The sequence below is a fragment of the Pseudonocardia sp. ICBG162 genome, from assembly GCF_020496225.1.
GTDB classification, from domain to species: Bacteria; Actinomycetota; Actinomycetes; order Mycobacteriales; family Pseudonocardiaceae; genus Pseudonocardia; species Pseudonocardia alni.
The window spans coordinates 517,335-540,347 of record NZ_JAHLJD010000013.1; the positions used below are offsets into that span (position 1 = coordinate 517,335).

The 23,013-nt window shown below is 74.7% G+C and carries 21 protein-coding genes; 8 read left to right on the forward strand and 13 right to left on the reverse strand.

The window, feature by feature from the left end; translation table 11 throughout:
* Positions 1-36: 36 nt before the first annotated feature.
* From KPL60_RS05800 to KPL60_RS05825, 6 genes are read right to left on the reverse strand one after another with little or no spacing between them, the layout of a single operon-like run.
* Positions 37-1,008 (reverse strand): biotin-dependent carboxyltransferase family protein, encoded by a 972-nt coding sequence (locus KPL60_RS05800; protein WP_226365149.1) that lies wholly within the window; start codon positions 1,006-1,008, stop codon positions 37-39.
* A complete protein-coding gene (locus KPL60_RS05805) occupies positions 1,005-1,877 on the reverse strand; it encodes an allophanate hydrolase subunit 1 (protein ID WP_226365150.1) in 873 nt (290 codons plus the stop codon). The genes KPL60_RS05800 and KPL60_RS05805 overlap by 4 nt, the downstream gene beginning before the upstream one ends.
* Complete coding sequence (locus tag KPL60_RS05810) at positions 1,874-3,226, reverse strand: acetyl/propionyl/methylcrotonyl-CoA carboxylase subunit alpha (RefSeq protein ID WP_226357130.1); 1,353 nt, start codon at positions 3,224-3,226, stop codon at positions 1,874-1,876. The genes KPL60_RS05805 and KPL60_RS05810 overlap by 4 nt, the downstream gene beginning before the upstream one ends.
* The gene (locus KPL60_RS05815) at positions 3,223-3,468 is read right to left on the reverse strand and encodes an acetyl-CoA carboxylase (protein ID WP_020625095.1); all 246 of its coding nucleotides are present in this window, start codon (positions 3,466-3,468) and stop codon (positions 3,223-3,225) included. The genes KPL60_RS05810 and KPL60_RS05815 overlap by 4 nt, the downstream gene beginning before the upstream one ends.
* A gap of 15 nt (positions 3,469-3,483) precedes the next feature.
* The gene (pxpA, locus tag KPL60_RS05820) at positions 3,484-4,209 is read right to left on the reverse strand and encodes a 5-oxoprolinase subunit PxpA (protein WP_226365151.1); all 726 of its coding nucleotides are present in this window, start codon (positions 4,207-4,209) and stop codon (positions 3,484-3,486) included.
* Between the two features lie 24 nt (positions 4,210-4,233).
* Positions 4,234-6,567, reverse strand: coding sequence for a xanthine dehydrogenase family protein molybdopterin-binding subunit (locus KPL60_RS05825; protein ID WP_226365152.1), 2,334 nt, complete (start codon positions 6,565-6,567; stop codon positions 4,234-4,236).
* A 176-nt stretch (positions 6,568-6,743) separates the two neighbouring features.
* Here KPL60_RS05825 and KPL60_RS05830 point away from each other — a divergent pair, with 176 nt between their 5' ends.
* Positions 6,744-8,246, forward strand: coding sequence for a PucR family transcriptional regulator (locus KPL60_RS05830; protein ID WP_226365153.1), 1,503 nt, complete (start codon positions 6,744-6,746; stop codon positions 8,244-8,246).
* 7 nt (positions 8,247-8,253) lie between these two features.
* On the opposite strand, the gene KPL60_RS05835 is transcribed toward KPL60_RS05830, so the two are convergent.
* Positions 8,254-8,859 (reverse strand): DUF4232 domain-containing protein, encoded by a 606-nt coding sequence (locus KPL60_RS05835; protein WP_226365154.1) that lies wholly within the window; start codon positions 8,857-8,859, stop codon positions 8,254-8,256.
* 115 nt (positions 8,860-8,974) lie between these two features.
* On the opposite strand from KPL60_RS05835, the gene KPL60_RS05840 reads away from it, so the two are divergent.
* Positions 8,975-9,715: a sulfite exporter TauE/SafE family protein gene (locus tag KPL60_RS05840; RefSeq protein ID WP_226365155.1), complete on the forward strand. Its 741-nt coding sequence runs from the start codon at positions 8,975-8,977 to the stop codon at positions 9,713-9,715.
* Positions 9,716-9,760: 45 nt separating this feature from the next.
* Here KPL60_RS05840 and KPL60_RS05845 read toward each other — a convergent pair whose 3' ends face one another.
* On the reverse strand, positions 9,761-11,824 hold the full coding sequence (locus tag KPL60_RS05845; protein WP_226365156.1) for a serine/threonine protein kinase: 2,064 nt from the start codon (positions 11,822-11,824) through the stop codon (positions 9,761-9,763).
* A 125-nt stretch (positions 11,825-11,949) separates the two neighbouring features.
* Complete coding sequence (locus KPL60_RS05850; protein ID WP_226365157.1) at positions 11,950-12,417, reverse strand: MarR family transcriptional regulator; 468 nt, start codon at positions 12,415-12,417, stop codon at positions 11,950-11,952.
* Positions 12,418-12,731: 314 nt separating this feature from the next.
* On the opposite strand from KPL60_RS05850, the gene asnB reads away from it, so the two are divergent.
* Both asnB and KPL60_RS05860 read left to right on the forward strand, forming a co-directional pair.
* Entirely contained in the window at positions 12,732-14,603 is a 1,872-nt protein-coding gene (gene asnB / locus KPL60_RS05855; protein ID WP_226357123.1) for an asparagine synthase (glutamine-hydrolyzing), read from the forward strand.
* Between the two features lie 73 nt (positions 14,604-14,676).
* The gene (locus KPL60_RS05860; protein ID WP_226365158.1) at positions 14,677-15,507 is read left to right on the forward strand and encodes a DUF427 domain-containing protein; all 831 of its coding nucleotides are present in this window, start codon (positions 14,677-14,679) and stop codon (positions 15,505-15,507) included.
* A 16-nt stretch (positions 15,508-15,523) separates the two neighbouring features.
* On the opposite strand, the gene KPL60_RS05865 is transcribed toward KPL60_RS05860, so the two are convergent.
* Positions 15,524-16,015: a MarR family winged helix-turn-helix transcriptional regulator gene (locus KPL60_RS05865; protein WP_226365159.1), complete on the reverse strand. Its 492-nt coding sequence runs from the start codon at positions 16,013-16,015 to the stop codon at positions 15,524-15,526.
* Positions 16,016-16,092: 77 nt separating this feature from the next.
* Here KPL60_RS05865 and KPL60_RS05870 point away from each other — a divergent pair, with 77 nt between their 5' ends.
* Positions 16,093-17,208, forward strand: coding sequence for a M20/M25/M40 family metallo-hydrolase (locus KPL60_RS05870; RefSeq protein ID WP_226365160.1), 1,116 nt, complete (start codon positions 16,093-16,095; stop codon positions 17,206-17,208).
* Here the strand turns inward: KPL60_RS05870 and coaA are convergent.
* Positions 17,180-18,109, reverse strand: a complete 930-nt coding sequence (gene coaA / locus KPL60_RS05875; RefSeq protein ID WP_226357499.1) for a type I pantothenate kinase — start codon at positions 18,107-18,109, stop codon at positions 17,180-17,182. The genes KPL60_RS05870 and coaA overlap by 29 nt on opposite strands.
* Positions 18,110-18,422: 313 nt before the next feature.
* Between coaA and KPL60_RS05880 the strand changes: the two genes are divergently transcribed.
* Genes KPL60_RS05880 through KPL60_RS05890 form a run of 3 tightly spaced genes read left to right on the forward strand, consistent with a single transcriptional unit; the run spans position 18,423 to position 21,823 of the window.
* Positions 18,423-19,784, forward strand: coding sequence for a hemolysin family protein (locus KPL60_RS05880; RefSeq protein ID WP_226365161.1), 1,362 nt, complete (start codon positions 18,423-18,425; stop codon positions 19,782-19,784).
* Positions 19,781-20,842 (forward strand): hemolysin family protein, encoded by a 1,062-nt coding sequence (locus KPL60_RS05885; protein ID WP_226365162.1) that lies wholly within the window; start codon positions 19,781-19,783, stop codon positions 20,840-20,842. Before KPL60_RS05880 ends, KPL60_RS05885 begins: the two co-directional genes overlap by 4 nt.
* Before the next feature lie 27 nt (positions 20,843-20,869).
* The gene (locus KPL60_RS05890) at positions 20,870-21,823 is read left to right on the forward strand and encodes a 3-methyladenine DNA glycosylase (protein ID WP_374228600.1); all 954 of its coding nucleotides are present in this window, start codon (positions 20,870-20,872) and stop codon (positions 21,821-21,823) included.
* Between the two features lie 4 nt (positions 21,824-21,827).
* On the opposite strand, the gene KPL60_RS05895 is transcribed toward KPL60_RS05890, so the two are convergent.
* Together KPL60_RS05895 and KPL60_RS05900 are read right to left on the reverse strand one after the other, a co-directional pair.
* On the reverse strand, positions 21,828-22,025 hold the full coding sequence (locus KPL60_RS05895; RefSeq protein WP_226357117.1) for a hypothetical protein: 198 nt from the start codon (positions 22,023-22,025) through the stop codon (positions 21,828-21,830).
* Between the two features lie 126 nt (positions 22,026-22,151).
* Complete coding sequence (locus KPL60_RS05900) at positions 22,152-23,012, reverse strand: NAD(P)-dependent oxidoreductase (protein WP_226365163.1); 861 nt, start codon at positions 23,010-23,012, stop codon at positions 22,152-22,154.
* Between the last annotated feature and the right edge of the window lies 1 nt (position 23,013).

Sequence of the window (23,013 nt, forward strand, 5' to 3'; positions counted from 1 at the left end):
TGCGGGGCCAGCCCGAACGGGTGAGCGGGAGCGGCGTCACCGCTCCAGTGCGCTGTGCATCCGCGCGAGCCGGTCCTTCCGCTCGGCCCGCAGCGACAGCGCCGTCTCCAGGTCGACCGCCACGAACCGGGTCCGGGTGCGCGGCGCCGACTGGGCGACGACGTCGAGGTCACCGGAGATCACCGTCGCCACCATCATGTAGCCGCCGCCGGACACCGCGTCCCGGTGCAGCACGATCGGCTCCACACCGCCCGGGACCTGGATGGAGCCGATCGGGTAGGGCGAGTCGACGATGTTCGACGGGTCCTGGCCCGCCCCGAACGGCGGCTCCCGGTCGACGGTCTCCAGCTCGCCACCGGTGTAGCGGAACCCGATCCGGTCCGCGACCGGGGTCAGCGTCCACGTGGTGTCGAGGAAGGTGGCGCGGCCGCGGTCGGTGAGCCGGTGGTCGTAGAGCCCCATCACGACCCGGACCTCGACGTCCTTCGCGAGCGACGGCCGCAGGTCCTCGGGCACGACGAGCCCGGCCCGGCCGGTGCCGGACCCGACGGGCAGGACGTCGCCCTCGGCCAGCGGCCGGCCGTCGAGCCCGCCCAGGGCGCCGAGCGCGTAGGTGGCGCGGCTGCCGAGCTTCTCCGGCACGTCGATCCCGCCGGACACCGCGAGGTAGGCCCGTGCGCCGGCCTTGAGGTAGTCGAAGGCCAGCACGTCGCCCTCGGCGACGTCGAAGGACTCCCACACCGGGCGGGGCTCGCCGTTGACCGTCGGCGTGATCGTCGCGCCGGCCACCGCGACCGTCGCCGGGCCGGTGAACACCAGCTCCGGGCCCATGTAGACGATCTCCAGTGCGGCGGCGCCGTCCGGGTTCCCGACCAGCGCGTTCGCGCAGGTCAGCGAGTACTGGTCCAGCGCGCCCGACGGCGGGATGCCCAGGTGGTAGTAGCCGGAGCGGCCACCGTCCTGCACGGTGGTGGACAGACCGGGCTTGCGGACCTCGATGCGTGTCACGCGAGCACCTCCAGCAGGCGCTTGTTGTAGCCGTCGGGGTCGTCGAGGAACGGTTGCAGGTCGAACGCCACCGGCCGGGCGGTGATCCGGTACTCCCCCGCCTCGGCGGCGGCCTGGAGCTGGTCGTACTCGTCGCGGTCGATGCCGCGGAACTTGACCATGTCCCCGGGCCGCATGAACACCATGTGCTCGGTGAAGTCGGGCTTGGTCTGGGTCGGGTCGTAGATCGGCGCCGGGGTGATGCCGAACATCTGGTAGCCCCCGGCGCCGCGCACCGAGTAGATGCAGGAGAAGCAGCCGCCGTAGCCGACGGTCTGCTTGGGGGTGTCGGTGCGCGGGCGCAGGTACTTCGGCACCACGATCTGCCGGTCGCGGGGCACCATCTGGTACTTGAACGGCAGCCCGGCGACGAAGCCGACCATCGAGGTGAACCAGGGCGAGCCGGAGTGCGCGGCGATGAACTCGTCTACCCCGGCGTAGCCGTTGATGCGGGCCGCGTACTCGATGTCGGTGGCCTCGGGGTCCTGGTGGCGGTCGCGGAACCGCATCAGGGTCTCGGTGGTCCACGGGTCCTGGTAGAGCACCGGGATCTCGACGACCCGGCAGTCCAGGGTGACCCCGAGCGCGTCGCCGACCCGGGTCTCCAGCTCCTTCAGCTGCGCCATCAGAGCGTGCGGGTCGAGCACGTCGGGGTCGTAGCGCACCTGGTAGGACGCGTTCGCCGGGCAGATCTCCAGGATGCCGCCCGGGCGTTCGGAGCGGAGCAGGTTGGTGATCGCGACGGCCTTGAAGTTGGCCTGCAGGCTCATCTCCTCGGCCAGCTCGACGAACACGAACTCGTCGCCGCCCCAGCTGTAGCGGGCGCTCATGCGGTCCCCTTCCCTTCGGCCAGCCAGTGTTCGAGGGTCCCGGTGTGGAAGTCGGCGTCGGCGACCCACGGCTCCCCGGCCAGGGTGCGGAGCAGCCCGGCGGTGGTCGGGATCCCGGCCACGGAGAACTCGTCGAGCGCACGCCGGGACCGGGCCAGCGCCTCGGTCCGGTCGGCACCCCACACCACGACCTTCGCCAGCAGCGAGTCGTAGTACGGCGGGACCGTCCCGTCGGGCTCCAGCCAGGTGTCGCAGCGCACCCACGGCCCGGACGGCAGCGTGACCCGCCCGACGCCACCGGGCTGGGGCAGGAAGTCCCGCTCCGGGTCCTCCGCGCAGACCCGGAACTCGATCGCGTGCCCGCGCCGGGAGATCCGGTCCTGGGTGAACCGCAGCGGCTCCCCCGCGGCGACGCGCAGCTGCTCGGCGACCAGGTCGATGCCGGTGACGAGCTCGGTGGTGGGGTGCTCAACCTGGATGCGGGTGTTCATCTCGATGAAGAAGAACTCGCCCGTCTCGTCGTCGACGAGGAACTCCACTGTGCCGGCCGAGGTGTAGCCGACCTCGCGGCACAGCGCGACCGCCGCGGTCGTCATCGCCTCGCGGGTCGCGCCGGTGATCCCCGGCGACACCGCCTCCTCGACGACCTTCTGCCTGCGGCGCTGCAGCGAGCACTCCCGCTCGAACAGGTGGACGGCGTCGCGGCCGTCGCCGAGGACCTGCACCTCGACGTGCCGGGCGCGCTCGACGAACCGCTCCAGGTACATGGTGCCGTCGCCGAAGGCCTTCTCCGCCTCGGTCGAGGCCTGCCCGAACGCGGTGCGCAGCGCGTCGGCGTCGGCGACGACCCGGATGCCCCGGCCCCCGCCGCCCGCGGCGGCCTTGAGCATCACCGGGTAGCCGACCTCCTCCGCGGCGGCGACCGCGGCGTCGGCGTCGGCGACCCCCCCGGGGGTGCCGGGCACGGTCGGGACCCCGGCGGCGCGGGCGACCTCCCGGGCGGCGACCTTGTCGCCCATCCGCTCGATCGTCGCGGCGTCCGGGCCGACGAAGGTCAGGCCCGCGCCGGCGACGGCGGCGGCGAACGACGCCCGCTCGGACAGGAACCCGTAGCCGGGGTGGACGGCGTCGGCGCCGGTCTCCTTCGCCGCGGCCAGGATCGCGTCGGCGACCAGGTAGGACTTCGACGCGGGCGAGGGCCCGATCGCCACCGCGGTGTCGGCCAGGCGCACGTGCAGGGCGTCGGCGTCGGCCTTCGAATGCACCGCGACGGTGCCGATGCCCAGGTCCCGTGCGGCCCGGATGATCCGGACGGCGATCTCGCCGCGGTTCGCGACGAGCAGCCTCATGCCGTCTCCACCACCGCCACGGGCTGGCCGGCGTCCACCTCGTCCTCGTCGCCGACCAGGAACTCGACGACGGTGCCGGTGGCGCCCGCCGGGATCTGGTGGAAGGACTTCATGACCTCGACCAGGCCGATCGCCTGGTCGTCGGTGACGGCGGCGCCGTCCTCGGCGAACGGCGGGCTGCCGGGGTCGGGACGGCGGTAGAACACGCCGGGGATCGGGGAGACGACCTCGTGTCGGGGCACTGCGGGTACTCCTTCTCAGCTGCTCAGGTGGGGCTTCAGCGCGTCGTGCACGGCACGGGCGAGCTCGACGGCGTTCGGGGTGTCGGAGTGCACGCAGACCGAGTCGGCGCGCACGGTGAGCTCCTTGCCGTTCTCCGAGGTGGCCTTCCCCTCGGTGACCGCGCGCAGGGCGCGTTCCGCGGAACGGACCGGGTCGAACGCCTCGTGCTCACGGGTGATGATCAGCGAGCCGTCGTCGCGGTAGTCGAGGTCGGCGTAGTACTCGGCGACGAACCCCGCGGGCCGGTCACCCCAGACCTGCTCGTGCACGGTGCCGACCATGCCGACCAGCGGGGCGCCGAAGACGTCGGCGGCGTCGGCGATCGCGGCGGCCACCTCCGGGTCGCGGGCCGACATGCCGTAGAGCGAGCCGTGCACCTTGACGTGGTTGAGCTCCATGTCGTGCGCGCGCAGGAACCCCGCGAGCGCACCGATCTGGTAGACGACACCCGCCGTGAGCTCCTCGCGGTCGAGCGTCATCTCGCGGCGGCCGAAGCCCTCCCGGTCGGGCAGCGACGGGTGCGCCCCCACCTTCACCCCGTGCCGCTTCGCCAGCGCCACGGTCCGGGTCATGACCCGGGGGTCGGAGGCGTGGAAGCCGCACGCCACGTTGGCGACGGTCACGAACGGCATGAGGCCCTCGTCGTCGCCGCAGTGGTAGATCGAGTACGACTCGCCCATGTCACAGTTGATGTCCACCATGTCCCGGTCTCCCTCCCGGTGGGTTCAGGCAGTCTGGCCGGACGCGGCGGTGATCGCCCGCCAGACCGCCTGCGGCGTCGCGGGCATGTCCACGTGGGTCACCCCGAGGTGGGCGACGGCGTCGATCACCGCGTTCACCACGGCGGGCGAGGACCCGATCGCGCCGGACTCGCCGATCCCCTTGACCCCCATCGGGTTCGTCGGCGACGGCGTGACCAGCTGCTCCAGCTCGAAGTGCGGCAGGTCGGTCGCGGCGGGCACGGCGTAGGACGCCAGGTTGCCCGCCGTCGGGTTGCCGGCCTCGTCGAAGGTGGCGTGCTCGTAGAGGGCCTGCCCGATGCCCTGGGCGATGCCGCCGTGCAGCTGCCCCTCGACGATCGTCGGGTTCACCACGACCCCGCAGTCGTCGACGGCGACGTAGCGGCGGATCCGGGTGAACCCGGTCTCGGTGTCGACCTCGGTGACGCACACGTGCGTCCCGAACGGCCAGGTGAAGTTCGGCGGGTCGAACGCCGAGTCCGCGGTCAGGTTGGGCTCCATGCCCTCGGGCAGGTCGTTAGCCAGCGACGCCGCGCCCGCCACCTCCTGGATGGTCACCGACGGCCCGGCCGTGCCCGCCACCGAGAACCGGCCCCCGGTGAACTCCAGGTCCTTCTCGTCGGCCTCCAGCAGGTGCGCGGCGATCTGCATCGCCTTGTCCAGCACCTTGCCCGCGGCCAGGTGCACCGCGGTGCCGCCGACGGCGAGGCTGCGCGAGCCGTAGGTGTCGCGCCCGAACGGCGCGACCAGGGTGTCGCCGTGCAGGACCTCGACGTCGTCGGGGTGCACGCCGAGGCGGTCGGCGACGATCTGTGACCAGGCGGTCTCGTGGCCCTGCCCGTGCGGGGAGGTGCCGGTGACGACCTCGACCTTGCCGCTGGTCGTCATCCGGACCGTCGCCTGCTCCCAGCCCCCGGACTGCAGCCGGACCCCGGCCGCGACCTTCGACGGCGACAGCCCGCCGGACTCGGTGAAGTTGCCGAACCCGATGCCGAGCTGCACCGGGTCCGACGAGGACCGGCGGCGGGCCTGCTCGGCGCGCAGCTCGTCGTAGCCGACCAGCTCCATCGCCCGGCGCATGCAGGTCTCGTAGTCCCCGGAGTCGTACTGCACCCCGGACGGGACGGTGCGCGGCTCGAGGAACTTCGGGTGCAGGTTGCGCAGCCGCACCTCGGCGGCGTCCATGCCGAGCTCGCGGGCCAGGTCGTCCATGATCCGCTCGTGGCCGTAGGCGGCCTCCGAGCGCCCGGCGCCGCGGTAGGCGTCGGTCGGGGTGAGGTTGGTGAACACGCCCTTCGCGGTGAACGAGTAGTGCCCGAAGTCGTAGAGCCCGCAGAAGGTGAACGCGCCGAACACGGCGATGCCCGGGGTGAGCAGCTGCAGGTAGGCGCCCATGTCGGCGAGCAGCTCCACCTTCATCCCGAGGATCTTCCCGTCGCGGGTGGCGGCGACGGAGACGTCCTGGATCTGGCCGCGGCCGTGTGTGGTGGCCTGGTGGTGCTCCGAGCGGGTCTCGGTCCACTTCACCGGGGTCCTCAGCCGGCGGGCGAGGACGAGGGCGAGGAACTCCTCGGCGTAGACGTTGAGCTTCGCGCCGAATCCGCCGCCGACGTCCGGGGCGACGACCCGGATCCGGGTGTCCGGGATGCCGGTGACCGCGGCGAGGATGTCGCGCACGAAGTGCGGCACCTGGGTGGCGGTGTAGACGGTGAACCCGGCGCCGACCGGGTCCGGCACGCACACCACCGCGCGCGGCGCCATCGGCGAGGGGACGACCCGCTGCTGCAGGTAGCGCCCGGAGACGACGACGTCGGCGTCGGCGAAGGCGGTGTCGACGTCGCCGGTGGCCAGCGGCCAGGTGTAGCAGTGGTTGGTGCCCATCTCGGCGTGCACGACGGGGGCGCCGTCGGCGAGGGCGTCGGCCATGTCGACCACGGCGGGCAGCTCGGCGTACTCGACGTCGACGAGGTCGGCGCCGTCGCGGGCGGCCGCGGCGCTGGTGGCCAGGACGACCGCGACGCCGTCGCCGACGTGGTTGACCTCGTCGCGGGCGAGCGGGCGGTGGTCGGGGATGCGGATGTCCTCGGTGACCGGCCAGCCGCACGGGATGCCGGCGAGGAACTCGTCGTCGACGTCGGCGGCGGTGAGCACCGCGCGGACCCCCGGGACGGCGGCCGCGGCGGCGGTGTCGATCGCGACGATCCGGGCGTGCGGCAGCGGGCTGCGCACGAGGACCATGTGCAGGGTGCCGGGCGGGGCGATGTCGTCGGTCCAGGTGGCCCGGCCGGTGAGCAGCGCCTGATCCTCCTTGCGCTGCATGCGGGTTCCCACCCACGGTGCCGCAGCGGTACCGGTCTCCTGCGTGGCGGTCAAAGCTGTCCTTCCGACGACGACTGCGGTCCGTGCCGGACAGCGTGATCCGGAACACGCCGGGGCGGTAGTGTCCGGACTGTCCAGTTCGATGTCCGGTACACGCCGATCCGGCAGGGGGTTCGATGGCGCTGACGCTGCGCACGCTGTGTGCGAGCCGCAGTCTCGGACTGCGTCTCGCGTGTCCGTCCGCGGATCAGGATCGACCGCTCACGTGGGTGCATTCGAGCGAACTGTCCGATCCGACGCCCTACCTCGACGGCGACGAGCTGCTGCTGACCACCGGCCTCGGACCGGCGCCCGACCCGGCCGGCTACGTGGACCGGCTCGTCGCGCACGGCCTCGCCGGGCTGGGGTTCGGCTGCGGTCTGGGACACGACGACCTGCTCCCCGCGCTGCGCGAGGCCTGCGCGCGGGCCGGGCTGGCGCTGCTGGAGATCCCCGAGCGCACCCCGTTCCTGGCGCTGACCAAGGCCGTCGCCGAGGCCCGCGCCGCCGACCGCTACGCCGAGGTCGTCCGCACCGACGAGGCGCAGCGGGCGCTCACCGCCGCCGCCCTGGGCGAGGACGACCCCGACACCGGCACCGCCCGGGTGCTCGACCGGCTCACCGAGCGTCTCGACGCCTGGGCGCTGATCTCCGGGACCGACGGCCGGGTCCGCCGGTCCGCGCCCGCCGGGGCGGCCCGGCGCGCGGTCCTGCTCCGCGCCGAGATCGACCGGGTGCGGGACCACCCCGGGCCGTCCAGCGTCACCGTCGCCGTCGGGGACGGGCAGGTCGTGCTCCAGCCGGTGCGCCTGATCGGGCCCGCGGTCCTCGTCGTCGGGCGGGACCGGCGCTTCACCCCGGTCGACCGGCAGCTCATCGGGTCCGCGGTGTCGGTGCTGACCCTGGCCCACGCACGCAGCGCCGCGGCCGGGCGGGCCGAGCGCCGGGTGCGGACCGCGGTGCTGCGGGCGCTGGCCGCGCTGCCGGGCTGCGGCGCCGAGGACGTGCTCGCCGAGACCTGGGGCCCGCTGCCCGGCGGGGACCTGGTCGCGGTCGCGCTCGGCGGGCGGGCCACCGGTGCGCCGCCGGACGTCCTGCTCGACGCCCTGGAACGGGCCCCCGGGGTCGCCTTCCACGCCGAGCTCGACGGGCAGGTGGCCGCGCTCGTCGGTGCCGGGTCGGTGCCCGCGGTGCTGGAGGTCGCCGGACAGGTGCGCGGGGTGCGGGCCGGGGTGTCGACGCCGGCCCCGGTCGGTGAGCTGGGCCGCGCGCTGCGCGAGGCGGGCCGGGCGCTCGACGCCGCCGAACGCCGCGACCGGGCGGTGCTGCGCTTCGCCGACCTCGCGGGCAGCGGGCTCGCCTCGCTGGTGCGCCCCGAGGACGCCACCGCCTTCGCCGACGCCGTCCTGGCCCCGCTGGTCCGCCACGACACCGAGCGGCGCGGCGACCTGGTCGCCTCACTGCGGGAGTGGCTGGCCCACCACGGGCAGTGGGACCCGGCCGCGTCCCGGCTCGGGGTGCACCGCCACACCCTGCGGGCCCGCATCACCCGCGCCGCCGCACTGCTGGAGCGCGACCTCGACTCCCCCGGCGTCCGCGCCGAGCTGTGGTTCGCCCTGCACACCACCGACCCCGCCTGAGGAGGCGCTACCGGGCGGCGACCGACCCCACCGTGGCCTGCGGCGGCTCGGTGGTCGCGGAGCACACCGGGCCGGGGCGCGGCACGAACGTCCCGCCGCTGCCCCCGGGCGGGGCGACCCGCAGCCCGCGCGCCTGCTCCGGGACGCAGTCCGCCTCCGGGTACGACGGGGTCGCCCGGACCCGCAGCGGCGCCGTCGCCACGGCGCCCGGGGCCAGGCGCACCCGCGCCCGGGGCCCGTCGATCGCGGCCCGCGGCCCGACGCGGGTCCCCTCGTTGCCCGCCACGAACGCGACCCCGGGATAGCCGTCGAGCACGCAGGGGGCGCCGCCGGTGTTGCGGAACACCAGGTCGGCGACGGCGGCCGGGCCGTCGGTGCGGGGTGCGGTGGCGGACACGTCGAGGGTGTCGCCGGTGCACGGACCGGCCGGGCCGCCGTCGTCGGCCGGGGCGGACGCGGTGCTCGACGGGGGCGGGATCGCGACGACGGGTGCCGGGGCCGCGGGGGCCGGGACGGGCGGGCGCGGGGCGGGGACGTCGGGGCCCGCGGTGCCGCAGCCCGCGAGCAGGAGCAGCAGGGCGGCACCCACCCCGGCCTCGCGCGGACCCACCACCGTGACCCCCGTTCCGACGCAGGTCGCTGCGCCGATCGGCGTCATTGTGACGTGGTCGTGCCCCCCACCGGGCGGCGGGTAGGGTCCTGTGCATCGCCAACGACATGCTCCGCCCGTGACCCCGTGGCAGCTGCTCACGCTGTTCGGTGCCGGCGTCGCGGCCGGCCTGGTCGGCGCCGTCGCCGGGCTCGCGTCGCTGTTCTCCTACCCCGCACTGCTGGCCGTCGGGCTCCCCGCGACGACGGCGAACATCACCAACACCGTCTGCATGCTGTTCCAGGGGGCGGGCGCGGTCGCCGGGTCCCGCCCGGAGCTGCGCGGCGCCGGGCCGCAGCTGCGCCGCTGGATCGGCCCGGCGCTGCTCGGCGGCGCGGCCGGGGCCGGGCTGCTGCTGCTCACCCCGGCCGGTGGCTTCGAGCGGATCGTGCCGTTCCTGGTCGCGGTCGCGGCACTGCTGCTCCTGCGCCCGCCCCGGCCCGCGGCCGAACCGCGGCCGCCCGGGCCGGGCGTCGCGGTGGCCGTGTTCGGTGTCGCCGTCTACGCCGGGTACTTCGGCGCGGCGGCCGGGGTGATGATGCTGGCGCTCACGCTGTCGCTGCCGGGCGCGACCCTGCTGCGGGCCAACGCGCTGAAGAACGTGCTGACCTGGGCGGCGAACGCGGTCGCCGCGGTCGGCTTCGCGGTCTTCGGCGACGTCGCGTGGGCCGCGGTGCCCGCGCTGGCCCTGGGTCTGCTCATCGGCGGGCGGCTCGGCCCGGTCGTGGCCCGGCGGCTCCCGGCCCGCCTGGTCCGGATCGGCATCGCGGTCGCGGGCCTCGGCCTGGCCGTGCGGCTGTTCGTCCAGGCCTGGCTCTGAGCGGTCCCGCGCGGCCCGGCGGTGCGCCGTGGGTGGACCGGACCCTCAGCCCCGGCGGTACTCCAGCATCGCGGTGACCGGGCCGTCGGTGCGGTGCCCGTGGCGGCGCAGCCAGCCGTCGAGCTTGCCCTGCACCGTGGGCAGGTCCGGGCGCCGGTGCGGCTCGGTGCGCATCGCCTGCTTGAGCAGCGCCAGGTGCGCGGTGCGGCTCGGCAGGTGGGTGAGCTTCGCCCCCGCCGCGGCCGCCCGCAGCCCGGCGACGGCGTCGGCGGACTCCCCGCGCGGCGGGTGCCCGCTCAGCGCGAACGACACCGCCGCCGCGAGCTGCCAGGCGTCGGAGGCGGGCGAGGCGGGCTTCCCGGCCGCGGCCTCCGGCGCCAGGTAGTCGGGCGTGCCCAGGACGTAGCCGGTCTGGGTCAGCGTGGAGTCGCCCTGCTTGCGCGCGATCCCGAAGTCGATCAGGTGCGGGTGCCCCTGCGGGTCGACGACGATGTTGCCCGGCTTGATGTCGCGGTGCAGCACCCCGGCGCGGTGCGCGGTGTGCAGGGCGCCGGCGATGCCGGTCCAGATGCGGGCCGCGGAGATGTCGTCCACCGGGCCCTGCTCGCCGACGAGCTGGCCCAGGGACATGCCGTCGACGTACTGCATGACGATGACCAGCCCGTCCATGCCCTGCAGGCCCGGGTCGGACGAGGCGTGCAGCAGGTCGTAGATCTGCACGCAGCAGGGGTGGCGCATCGCGCCGAGCGCGGCGGCCTCCCGGCGGATGCGCTCCTCGGTCTCCGGGTCCGCGGCGTGCGCGGACTTGACCGCGACGGTGTGGCCGAGCTTCGCGTCGTGGGCCAGCCAGACCCCGCCGAAACCACCGGCACCGAGGCGGCGCATCAGCCGGAACCGGGGCGCCCGCGGCGGACCGCCCGCCACGGGTGCGACGAGCGTGGGCCGGCGCGGCGGCCCCGCCGGGGGGCGTCCCGCACCGGAGACCGGGCCGCGGGCCGCTCCCGACACCGGGCCGCGCAGCGGACCCGCGGCGGGGTGTGCGGCCGGGCCGGTGAACGGCGGCGGCCCGGCGGACGGGCGTCCGGCCGGGCCGGGGGCGTACCCGGCGGGCGGCAGCGCGCCGTACCCGGACGGCGGGCGGGGCGCGGCGGCGAACCCGGCGTAGGGCGCGGACTGCTCGACCGAGGACGGCCCGCGGGTGCCGTTCGTCCCGGCGGTGCCCGGGGTCTCGCGGGCGGAGAAGCGCTGGGCGAGACGCTCGGCGACGCTGGGCGTCGCGGCCGCGCCGGACTGCGGGGCGAGCCCGTCGCCGCCACCGCGCCCGGCCCGCGACGACCCGGTGCCGGTGCGTCCCGCGACGGACGGCTCGGCGCGGCGCGGTGGCGCGTCGCGCCCGGCGCGGATCCGCTCGACCGTCGCCCGCGACGGCGCGGGGAACAGCGGGACGACCAGCACCCCGACCAGGCTCGCGGCGAGGATGCCGACCCACAGGTGCTCGGCGGTGCCCGCGGGGACCGCGCCGGTCAGCACGATCAGCGCGAACAGCGGCAGCCAGAAGAACTTGGCCGGCCAGCGGGGCCCGCGACGCAGCGCGGTGCGCGCCTGGACCGCGACGAGCACGGTCGCGAGCAGCGGCACGACGCCGAGCAGGGCGACGGAGGTGACCGAGGTGACGACGTCCCCGCCGATGGACCCGGCCACGGTGCCGCGGCCCAGGTAGCTGCTCTGGGTCCCGACGACGCTGCAGGTCTCGACCCGGATCGACGACGTGGCCGACGAATTCAGGCCGGGGACGGCCGGCACACCGGCGGTGGCACGGCTGAACACCCCGCCCGCCCCGACGAACACCGCCAGCGGGAGCAGGCCCGCCGACAGCACACCGATCCCGGCCAGCAGCACGGACTCGGCCGAGCCGTAGCCCGAGGAGGACCCGGAGCCGATCCCACGGCGCAGCAGCGCGACCAGCGCAGCACCGGCGGTGGGCAGCAGCCCCGTCAGCACGCCGAGCGCGGTGACCGACCAGGCCCAGTCCCCCGGGCACACGTCCGGCACACCGAGCCCGCGTATGCCCTCCAGCACTCCGGCGACGAGCGCCACCAGCGCGTCCACGCCCGTCCTCACCCCCGAACTCGCTCCGGGTGCGGGCCACCCGGACTGCCCACTATCGCATCACCCGGGTGGGGCCCGGCGGAGCAGCGGGTGCACGGGGGCGCGCGCGGGCGGGTGGAGCGGGGTCAGCGCACGAAGAGGTCCAGGTCGGTGTTGAACCGGTCGAGCAGCTCGGCCAGGGAGTCGCGGTCGTGGGTCGGCCAGTGCGCGATGACCTCGCGCAGCGGCGCCAGGCGGGCCTCGCGGACCTGCTCACGGGCGGCGAGCCCGGCCGGGGTCAGGGTGACGCTGACCGAGCGGGGGTCGCGCTCGTGCGGGGACACGTCGACCAGGCCGGCCCGCGACAGGCGCGAGACCTGGCGGCTGGCGGTGGGCTTGGAGACCCCCAGCTTGCCGGTCAGCGCGGTGAGCGAGAGGGCGCCCTCGTCATCGAGCAGCATGAGGACCGGGTAGGTGTAGCGGTCCACGGCGTCGTTCGCGCCGTAGCCGTTCGACCACACCGACTCCATGGTGCGGCGGACCAGCAGCGTGATCTGCTTCTCCAGCGAGTGCAGCGGGTCCTGGGTCGCCGTGGCGAGACCGCCGGTCGTCACGGTTGCGTCGTCGTCAATCGGGCCAATCGGACGTTCCGTCATGATTCGCATGCTACACACGTTGCGGGCCGCAACATTGACGATCGCAATCACGTAAGCGGATCGAAAGGTTCGTGCGCCTTCACGCAACGATGCTGCGCCGAACGGGTGTGATCAGCGACGCCCGTCGTCGAAAGTGCTGGACGAACCGCCCGTTACCGGACGGAGCACTCACGTCGTGTTACCTACGTGTTGCGTCCTGCAATCATTAGCGTTGCAATCGATCTTACCGGGCGGCGCGGTCCGGGCCACGAGATCTGAGGAGGCGCTCAACCGTGTGCGGAATCTGCGGCTGGATCGACTACCGACACGACCTGGGGGCGGACGAGCACGCCCGCACCCTCGCGGCGATGAACGAGACGATGTCCTGCCGCGGACCGGACCAGCAGGGCGTGTGGGCCCAGGGGCCCGCGGCGCTGTGCCACCGCAGGCTCGCGGTCATCGACATCGAGGGCGGCCGCCAGCCGATGACCCTCGACGAGGGCGGGGCCCCCGCCCTGCACATGGTCTACTCCGGCGAGACCTACAACTTCCGCGAGCTGCGCGAGCAGCTCGCCGCCGCCGGGCACCGGTTCCGGACCTCCAGCGACACCGAGGTCGTGCTGCGGGCGCACCGCGAGTGGGGCGCGAAGGACCCCCGCGACGTCGCCCGCCGGCTCAACGGCATGTTCGCCTACGCCCTGTGGGACTCCGGCACGAACGAGCTGGTGCTGGTGCGTGACCGCCTGGGCATCAAGCCGCTGTACTACTACCCCACCCCGCACGGGGTGCTGTTCGGCTCCGAGCCCAAGGCGATCCTGGCCAACCCCGAGGCCGAGCGGGTCGTCGACGCCGAGGGCCTGCGCCGGGCGCTGGCGTTCGTCTCCGACATGTCCAACGCGGTGTTCCGCGGCATGCGCGAGGTCCCCCCGGGCTGCGTGGTCCGGGTCTCCCGCGACGGCGTCCGCGAGGAGCGCTACTGGGAGCTCACCGACACCGGGCACACCGACGACGTCGACACCACCGTGCACCACGTCCGCGAGCTGCTCGAGGACACCGCGTTGCGCCAGCTCTACGCCGACGTCCCGCTGTGCACGCTGCTCTCGGGCGGGCTGGACTCCTCGGCGCTCACCGCGCTGGCCGCCAAGCACGTCGACGGCACCGTGCGGTCGTTCGCGGTGGACTTCGTCGGCTACGCCGACAACTTCGTCGCGGACGACGCCCGCGGCACCCCCGACTCCCCCTACGTGCACGAGGTCGCCGAGTACGTCGGGACCGCGCACCGCGACATCGTGCTGCGGACCGAGGACATGATGGACCCGGCCGTGCGCCGGGCCACGGTGCACGCCCGCGACCTGCCCGCCGGCATCGGCGACATGGACTCGTCGCTGTACCTGCTGTTCTCCGCGATCCGCAAGGAGTCCACGGTCGCGCTGTCCGGGGAGTCCGCCGACGAGGTGTTCGGCGGCTACCGCGACTTCCACGACCCGGAGACCGTCGCCGCGGACACCTTCCCGTGGCTGGCCGGGCGGATGATGAACGCCGACCAGTCCGACCCCGGGCTGTTCGACCGGGCCCTGTGGGACAAGCTCGACGTCCCCGGCTACCTCGACGACCAGTACCGGACCGCGCTCGCCGAGGTGCCCGAGCTGACCGGCCCGGCCGCCGACGACCCGCACGAGCGCCGGATGCGCGAGATCTGCTACCTCTACCTGACCCGCTGGCTGCCGGTGCTGCTGGACCGCAAGGACCGGATGAGCATGGCCGTCGGGCTCGAGGTGCGGGTCCCGTTCTGCGACCACCGCCTCGTCGAGTACGTCTTCGGCACCCCGTGGGCGCACAAGAACTTCGACGGGCGCGAGAAGTCGCTGCTGCGCCACGCCACCAAGGACCTGCTGCCCGAGTCGGTGGTCCAGCGGGTCAAGAGCCCCTACCCCTCCACCCAGGACGACTCCTACGAGAAGTCGCTGCGCGACCAGGTCGCCGAGATCGTCGGGCAGGGCGACGACGCGCCCGTCGCGCCGCTGGTGGACCGGGCGGCGGTGCAGCGCCGGCTCGACGAGGGCGGCGGGCACGAGGCCAACTCGATGGGCCGCCGGATGCAGCTGGAGCGCATCATCGACCTGAACACCTGGATCGGCGACTACGACGTGCAGCTCTCGCTGTAGCCCCGTGGCAGGTTCGCCCCGTGGGTGGTTGTGTGGGTACCGACCCGCACGACCACCCACGAGGTGAGGCCACATGGGACTGACCCGCACCGACGGCCCGCTGTCGCCGTACGCGCCGACCACGGTGAACTACGCGATCGACGGCCCGCCGCACAAGCTGCTCATGCATCCGTTCCCGAGGCGGGTGCGGGCGGAGTTCGCCGGGCGCACCGTGCTCGACACCCGTGGCGGGTTCCTCGTCCACGAGTCGAACCTGCTGCCCGTGCTCTACGTCCCCGAGGCCGACCTCGACCAGGACGTCCTGGTCGCGACCGACCACACCACGCACTGCCCGTTCAAGGGCGACGCGTCCTACCGCTCGCTCGTCCTCGGCGACCGGACCGCGGAGAACGCCGTCTGGCACTACCCCGAGCCCGTCGCGGCCGCGCCCTGGCTGCGCGGGCTCGCCGCGCTGTACTGGAACGCCGCCGACGCCTGGTACGACGAGGACGAGCAGGTCTTCGCCCACCTCACCGACCCCTACACCCGGGTCGACGTGCGCCCGACCCACCGCGAGGTCGTGGTCACCCACGTCGCGACCGACGGCGTCGAGACGGTCCTGGCCCGCTCGGAGCACCCGTGGGTGCTGTCGGAGACCGGGCTGCCGAACCGCTGGTACCTGCCCGCCGCCGACGTCGCCGTCCCGACCACGCCGAGCGGGCTGCGCACCCGCTGCCCCTACAAGGGCGAGGCGCACTACGAGCACGCCGACCTGCCCGGCGGGACCCGGCTGGCCGACGTGTTCTGGCACTACCCCGACCCGCTGCCGGAGTCGGCGCGGGTCGCGGGGCTGCGTGCCGTCGCGGGCGGCAGCCGGGACGACGGCTCCCGGGTCGTGGTCACCGTCGACGGCGCCGAGGCCTGAGGGGACCCCGCAGCGCTCAGTCCTCGTCGGCGACGATCAGGGCCTCGATCGCGGGCAGCGCGGCCTCCAGCGCGGCGCGCTGGGCGGCGTCGAGCCGGTCGAGCCGGCGGGCGACCAGCGCGGTGCGCTGGCTGCGGACCTCGCGCAGCCGGTCCAGCCCGTCGGCGGAGATCGAGATGAGCACGCCGCGGGCGTCGCCCGGGTCGGCGGCGCGCTCGACCATGCCCTGGTCGTCCAGCGCGGACAGCACCCGGGACATGGTCGGTGCGGTCACGCCCTCCCGGCGGGCCAGCTCCGACAGGCGCAGCGGGCCGTGCTGCTCGACGGTGACCAGGGTCGACAGCTGCAGCGGCGGCAGCGACTCGGAGCCGTCGATGCGGATCCGGCGGTTCAGCCGGTCCACGGCCAGCCGTAGCCGGGAGGCCACCTCGTCGTCGCTCGTCTCGAAGCGGCTCGACACCACGGTGCCGCCGGAGCCGCCGGACTCGCTGCCCGATCCCTCACTCATCGCCCCATTCTGCCAAAGAAGTGATGAGCAATGGCATCGGCCCTCGGAGGCGGCGGGGTCGTGGCAGGGTCGCGGGGATGGAGACCCCCGACCCCGTCGCGCTCGCCGGCTCGCTGATCGCCCTCGACACCCGGGGCGGCGGCGAGCGCGCGGCCGCCGACCTGCTCGCCGGCCTGCTCGACGACGGCGGCTTCACCGTGCGGACCGAGCCCGACCCGGCCGACCCGGCGCGGGCGAACCTGGTGGCGCGCCGCGGCGACGGCCGCCCGCCGGTGACCCTCACCGGGCACCTCGACACCGTCCCCGCCGACCCGGCCGGCTGGTCGTTCGACCCGCACGCCGGTGACGTCGTCGACGGGCGGCTGCGCGGGCGCGGCAGCACCGACATGAAGGCCGGGGTCGCGGCGCTCGTCGTCGCGGCGCTGCACAGCGACCCGGCGACCCCGCTGCAGCTGGTGTTCACCTTCGGCGAGGAGACCGGCGGCGACGGCGCCCGCCTGCTCACCGGCCTGGAGCCGTCACCGCTGCTGGTGGTGGCCGAACCGACCGCCAACCGGGTGCTGCACGGCCACAAGGGCGTGCTGTGGCTGCGGCTGGTCCAGCACGGGGTCAGCGCCCACGGGTCGCGCCCCGAGCTGGGCGACAACGCACTCGTCGCGCTCGGGCGGGTCGCGGCGGCGCTGCACGACCACACCTGGCCGGTCAGCGCGACGCACGGCGCCGCCACGGCCAACCCCGGGACGCTGCACGCCGGGCTGCAGCCCAACCTGGTGCCCGACCGCGCCGAGCTGGAGGTCGACCTGCGCCTGGTCCCGGGCCTCGACGCCGCGACCGCCCGCGACGAGGTGGCCGGGATCGCCCGCGCCGCGCTGGCCGACACCCCCCACCGCGGCGTCCCGGACGTCGAGGTCCGCCTGGACCTGCCCGCCGTCGGGACCGACCCGGCCGACCCGCGGGCGGCCGCGGCCGCGACGGCGCTCGGGTACGGCGGGCCGGCGGCGTTCGCGTCCTACTTCACCGACGCGTCGGTGCTCGTCGGGGCGCTCGGGGACCCGGCGGTGCTGGTGTACGGGCCCGGCGACCCCGAGCTGGCGCACGTCACCGACGAGACCTGCTCCGCGGCCCGGGTCGGCGAGGCCGCCGACGCCCTGGTCCCGGCGCTGGTCAGAGCTTGCGCAGCCGCACCCGCGTGACGTCGTGGTTCGGCCCCTTGGTCAGCACCGCGCTGGCCCGCGAACGGGTGGGCAGCACGTTCTGCTCCAGGTTGGGCTGGTTGATCGTCGCCCAGATGTGCTCGGCCCGGGCGACGGCCGCGTCGTGGTCGAGCTCGGCGTAGCGGCGGAAGAACGACTGCGGGTCCCGGAACGCGGTCTGGCGCAGCCGCAGGAACCGCTCCACGTACCAGCGGCGGACGTCGGCGGTGGCGGCGTCGACGTAGACCGAGAAGTCGATGAAGTCCGACACGGTCAGCGCGCCCGCGACCGCGGGCTGGAGCACGTTGAGGCCCTCGACGATGAGGATGTCGGGGCTGCGGACCACGAGCTGCTCGTCGGGCACGATGTCGTAGACCAGGTGCGAGTAGACCGGGGCGGTCACCTCGGGGCGGCCGCCCTTGATCTCGGAGACGAACCGCAGCAGCTTGCGGCGGTCGTAGGACTCCGGGAAGCCCTTGCGCTCCATCAGCCCGCGGGCCTGCAGCTCGGCGTTGGGGTAGAGGAACCCGTCGGTGGTGACCAGCTGCACGTCGGGGTGCTCCGGGGAGCGGGCCAGCAGCAGGCGCAGCAGCCGCGCGGTGGTCGACTTGCCGACCGCGACCGAGCCGGCGATCCCGATCACGAACGGGGTGCGGGCCCCGCCCGAGCCGAGGAAGCGCCGGTAGGCCCGGTAGAGCCGCCCGCCCTCCTCGACGTGCAGGTTGAGCAGCCGCGACAGCGGCAGGTAGACCTCGCGGACCTCGTCGAGGTCGACGAAGTCGCCGTAGCTGCGCAGCTGCTCGAGCTCCTGGGCCGACAGCGGCACCGTGGTCGAGGACGCGAGCTGTGCCCAGGACCGGCGGTCGAAGTCCACGAACGGTGAGGCGCTCCCCCGGGCCAGCCCGGAGCTGCGCCGGCCACCGTACTGCGGGGGCGCCGCGGCCGCGGGGGTCGCGCGCTCCGACGGGGGCGTCGGCTGCGGGGCGCTCACCGCTGCGCCGCGGTCGGGGCCCCGGCCACCGGCCCCCGGCGGCCGTCCGGGGGACCCGGTGGCGCGGGGAGCGGTGCGGAGGGCGACGTCGCCGTGGTCATGGCTGACCAACCTAGACCCCGGTCACGGCCCGGATCACCGTCGGGACGCCGTGAGATCACTCGCAGCTCCCGTCGGGCGGGCCGGGCGCGGCGGCCGTATCGTCGTGCACCGTTTCTCCCTGATGGAGGCCCTGAGCTCCGTGTCCGTCCTGCTCTCCTGTCTCGGGCTGCTCGCGGTCGTCGCGCTCACCCTGGGAACCGCCGTCTCCGTCGCCTCGGAGTTCTCCCTCACCGCGCTCGAACGCAGCCGCATCGACGCCGCCGTCGCCCGCAGCGACGACCGCCGCACCCGCTCGGTGCAGCGGGCGCACTCCGGGCTGTCGTTCCAGCTGTCGGGCTGCCAGCTCGGCATCACCGCCACCACCCTGGCCACCGGCTACATCGCCGAGCCCGCCGTCGCCGAGCTGATCCGGCCGGTGCTGGAGGCCGTCGGGCTGCCCGCCGGGATCGCCTCGGGCACCGCCACCGTGCTGTCGCTGGTCCTGGCCACGGTGCTGTCGATGGTGTTCGGCGAGCTGGTCCCGAAGAACCTCGCGATCGCCCACCCGATGGAGGTGGCGCGCTCGGTGGTGTGGCTGCAGGCCGGGTTCGCCTCGGCGTTCCGCTGGCTGATCACCGGGCTGAACGCCGCGGCCAACGCCATCGTGCGCCGGTTCGGGATCGAGCCGGCCGAGGAGCTGCGCTCGGCCCGCTCCCCCGGCGAGCTGAGCTCGCTGGTGCGGGCCAGCGCCGAGAGCGGCAGCATCGACCCGGGCACCGCGGTGCTGCTGGAGCGCTCGCTGCGCTTCACCGACCGCGTCGCCGAGGACCTGATGACCCCGCGGGTGCGGGTGGAGACCATCGACGCCACCGACACCGTCACCGACCTGGTCGCGCTGGCCCGCCGCTCCGGGTTCTCCCGGTTCCCGGTCGTGGACGGCGACCCGGACGTCCCGCTGGGGCTGGTGCACGTCAAGCAGGCGTTCTCGGTCCCGCCGGCCCGCCGCGCCGACACCGCCGTACGGGACCTGGCCCGGCCGGTCGAGACCGTGCCGTCGTCGCTCGACGGTGACGAACTCATGACCCGGCTGCGGGCGGCCGGGCTGCAGACCGCCGTCGTCGTCGACGAGTACGGCGGCACCGCGGGCCTGGTGACCATGGAGGACCTGGTGGAGGAGATCGTCGGCGACGTCCGCGACGAGCACGACCGCGGCGAGCAGAACCGGGTGCGCCGCCTCGGCGACGGGGTCTGGGCGCTGTCCGGACTGATGCGCGACGACGAGGTCGACGAGGCCACCGGCTTCCGGATGCCGCACGGGGAGTACGAGACCCTCGCCGGGCTGGTCGTGGCCCGGCTGGGCCGCATCCCCGACGTCGGCGACGCCGTCGAGGTCGACGGGTGGACCCTGGAGGTCCTGCGCCGCGACCGCAACCGGGTCGCCGAGGTCCGCGTCACCCGCGGCGCCGACGAGCACACGGCCGTCTCCGGGGCGGTGTCGGCGTGAACGACCTGATCGCACTGCTCGCCGCCGTCGCCCTGCTCGCGGTGAACGCGTTCTTCGTCGCCGCGGAGTTCGCGCTGATCTCCGCCCGCAAGGACCGCCTGGAGGCCATGGCCGACGGCGGGTCCGCCGGGGCGCGCCGCGTGCTCGACGCCTCGCACGACCTGTCCCGGATGCTCGCGGCCTCCCAGCTGGGCATCACCATCGCCTCGCTGCTGCTCGGCCGGCTCGGCGAGCCCGCCGTCGCGCACCTCATCGACGGGCCGCTGGCCGCCGTCGGGGTGCCGGAGGCGTTCGCCTACCCGGTCGCGTTCGCGGTGTCGCTGATGATCGTCGTCGTCGCGCACATGATGCTCGGCGAGATGGTGCCGAAGAACATCTCGATCGCGGGCCCCGAACGCGCGGCGATCCTGCTGGTCCCGCCGTTCCTGGTGTGGACCCGGGTCACCCGCCCGTTCATCGACCTGTTCAACGCGATGGCCAACGGCTCCCTGCGTCTGGTCGGGGTGACCCCGCGCGACGAGCTGGAGACCGCGTTCACCACCGGCGAGCTCGCCGAGATGCTGGGCGACTCGCGCCGGGAGGGCCTGCTCGACGACTCCGAGAGCTCCCGGATCGAGCGGACCCTGTACTCGGCGGAGGCGACCGTCTCCGACGTCGTCGTCGCGCTGGAGGACCTGGTGTGCCTCGACGCGGGCCCCGGCGGGTCGACGACGGTCTCCGCGCTCACCGAGGCCGTGGAGCGGACCGGGTACTCCCGCTTCCCGATCCGCGGCGCCCAGGGCAGGCTGACCGGGTACCTGCACGTCAAGGACGTGCTGGACCTCGCCGACTCCGAGTCGGCGACGATCCCGCCGCAGCGGGTCCGCAGCCTGCCCTCGGTCCCGGCCTCGGCCCGCCTGGACGAGGCGCTGGCGACGCTGCGGGCGGCCCGGGCGCACCTGGCCCGCGCCGTCGACGCGCACGACACCACCGTCGGCGTGGTCACCATGGAGGACCTCACCGAGGCGTTCGTCGGCAGCGTCCGCGACGCCACCCACGCCCCCGGCACCCCGGCCTGACCCGGGCGGGTCGTACCGTCGGACACCGTGCCGACCCCGTCCGCCCCCGCCACCGCCGTGCCCGTCCTCGACGGCGCGGCGTGGCGGGCGCGGGCGGCGGCGCACCGGGAGCGGGTCGCGGTGTGGACCGTGCCGCACCGCGAGCGGCGCCGGCGCGGCGAGCCGCACCCGGTGTGGGACTTCCTGTTCACCTACTACTCCCACCGCCCCGCCCAGCTGGAGCGCTGGGACCCGGGCCCCGGAGTGGCACTGGCCGACGCCGCGGAGCTCGCCGACCGCCCCGGTCACGTCACCCGGCCCGACGGCACGGTGCTGTTCGACCCCGCGACGGCGCCGCCGCGGCTGCGGACGACGGCGGCGTTCGTGCACCGGCTGCTCACCGCGACCCGCTCCCGGGCGCCGCGGCTGGGCTGCTTCGGCCTGCACGAGTGGGCGATGGTCTACCGCACCGACGACACCCGGCACCGCGACACGGTGCCGCTGCGCCTCGGGCGGGCGGGCACCGACGCCGTCGTCGAGTCGGCGCGGATCAGCTGCACCCACTACGACGCCTACCGGTTCTTCACCGACGCCGCGGCCCCGCGCAACGAGCTCGTCCCGACCCGGGAGCGGCAGGTCGAGATGGAGCAGCCCGGCTGTCTGCACGCGACGATGGACCTCTACAAGTGGGCCTACAAGCTCGCCCCGGCGGTGCCGTCGGAGGTCGTGGCCGACTGCTTCGCCCTGGCCGCGGACGTCCGCGAGCTGGACATGCGGGCCTCCCCCTACGACCTGTCCGGTCACGGGTTCGACCCGGTGCCGATCGAGACACCCGCCGGGCGCGCCGAGTACGCCCGCGCCCAGGCCGGGTTCGCCGAGCGGGCGGCGCCGCTGCGCGCGGACCTGATCGACCTCGCGGGGCGCCTCGCCGGGGCCGGTGACCGTCCCGGGAACGACGACGGGGCCGCCGGGGAGGTCCCCGGCGGCCCCGCGACCGCGTAGCGGCTCAGCTCGCGACGAGCTCGTCCAGCAGGCCGTTGCGGGCCGAGGCGACCAGGTCGGCGAACTGGTCCACGCTCATCTGCACGCGCTGGCCGAAGTCGTCGGTGACCACGATGCGCTTCTCCGGCACGGCGGCGTCGTCGACGTACAGCTCGGGGCATCCGCAGTTGCAGCTGCCGCAGAAGGTGGCGATGTGTCGCACTCGGGTGCTCCTCGTCGTCGGTCCGGGGTGGCGGGACGGGTGCCCGCGCCGTCGTGAGGGGTCGCGCACCCGGTCCCGCCGGTTCCCGGCGTCACCCGATGGGGTCAACCGGTCACCGTCGGAGCACTAGTGCTTCGGGAGGTCCGCCGGGTCGGTGCCCTCGATGAAGAAGTCGATGTCGTTGTGCTCGGAGTCGCCGTACGGGGCGAGGTCGGTGACGCCGTGCGCGGCGAGCACCTCGTCGTCGATGAAGGTCTGCCCGGTGGGGCGGGCCGGGTCGGTCAGGACGGCCACGGCGGCGTCGGCCATGATCTCCGGGGTGCGGGCCCGCTGCCCCGCCGCGTCGCCGCCGAGCAGGTTGACCACGGCCGCGGTGGCGATGGTGGTGCGCGGCCACAGGCAGTTGGCCCGGATGCCGTCGCCGGCGAGCTCGTGCGCCCAGCCCAGGGTCAGCAGCGACATGCCGTACTTGGAGAGCATGTAGGGCGGGAACACGCCGAGCCACTTCGGGTCGAGGTTGATCGGCGGGGACAGGGTGAGGACCTGCGCGTCGTCGGAGGCCTTCAGGTGGTCCAGCGCGGCCCGGGTCAGCAGGTAGGTGCCGCGCGAGTTGATCGACTGCATGAGGTCGTAGCGCTTGGGCGTGACGTCGGCGGTGCCGCTCATGTTCAGCGCGCTGGCGTTGTTGACGACGATGTCGACGCCGCCGAAGGTCTCGACGGCGGTCGCGACGGCGCGGTCCACGTCCTCCTCGACCCGCACGTCACCGACGACGGCGACGGCCTTGCCGCCGGCCTGCTCGATCTCGGCGACCGCGGTGTGCACGGTGCCGGGCAGCCGCGGGTCGGGCTGGTCGGTCTTGGCCAGGATGACGGCGTTGGCGCCGCGGCGGGCGGCCGCGAGCAGGATCGCGAGGCCGATGCCGCGGCTGCCGCCGGACATGACGATGGTGCGGCTGTTCAGGTCCCGCTGGGCAGGCTCGGTCATG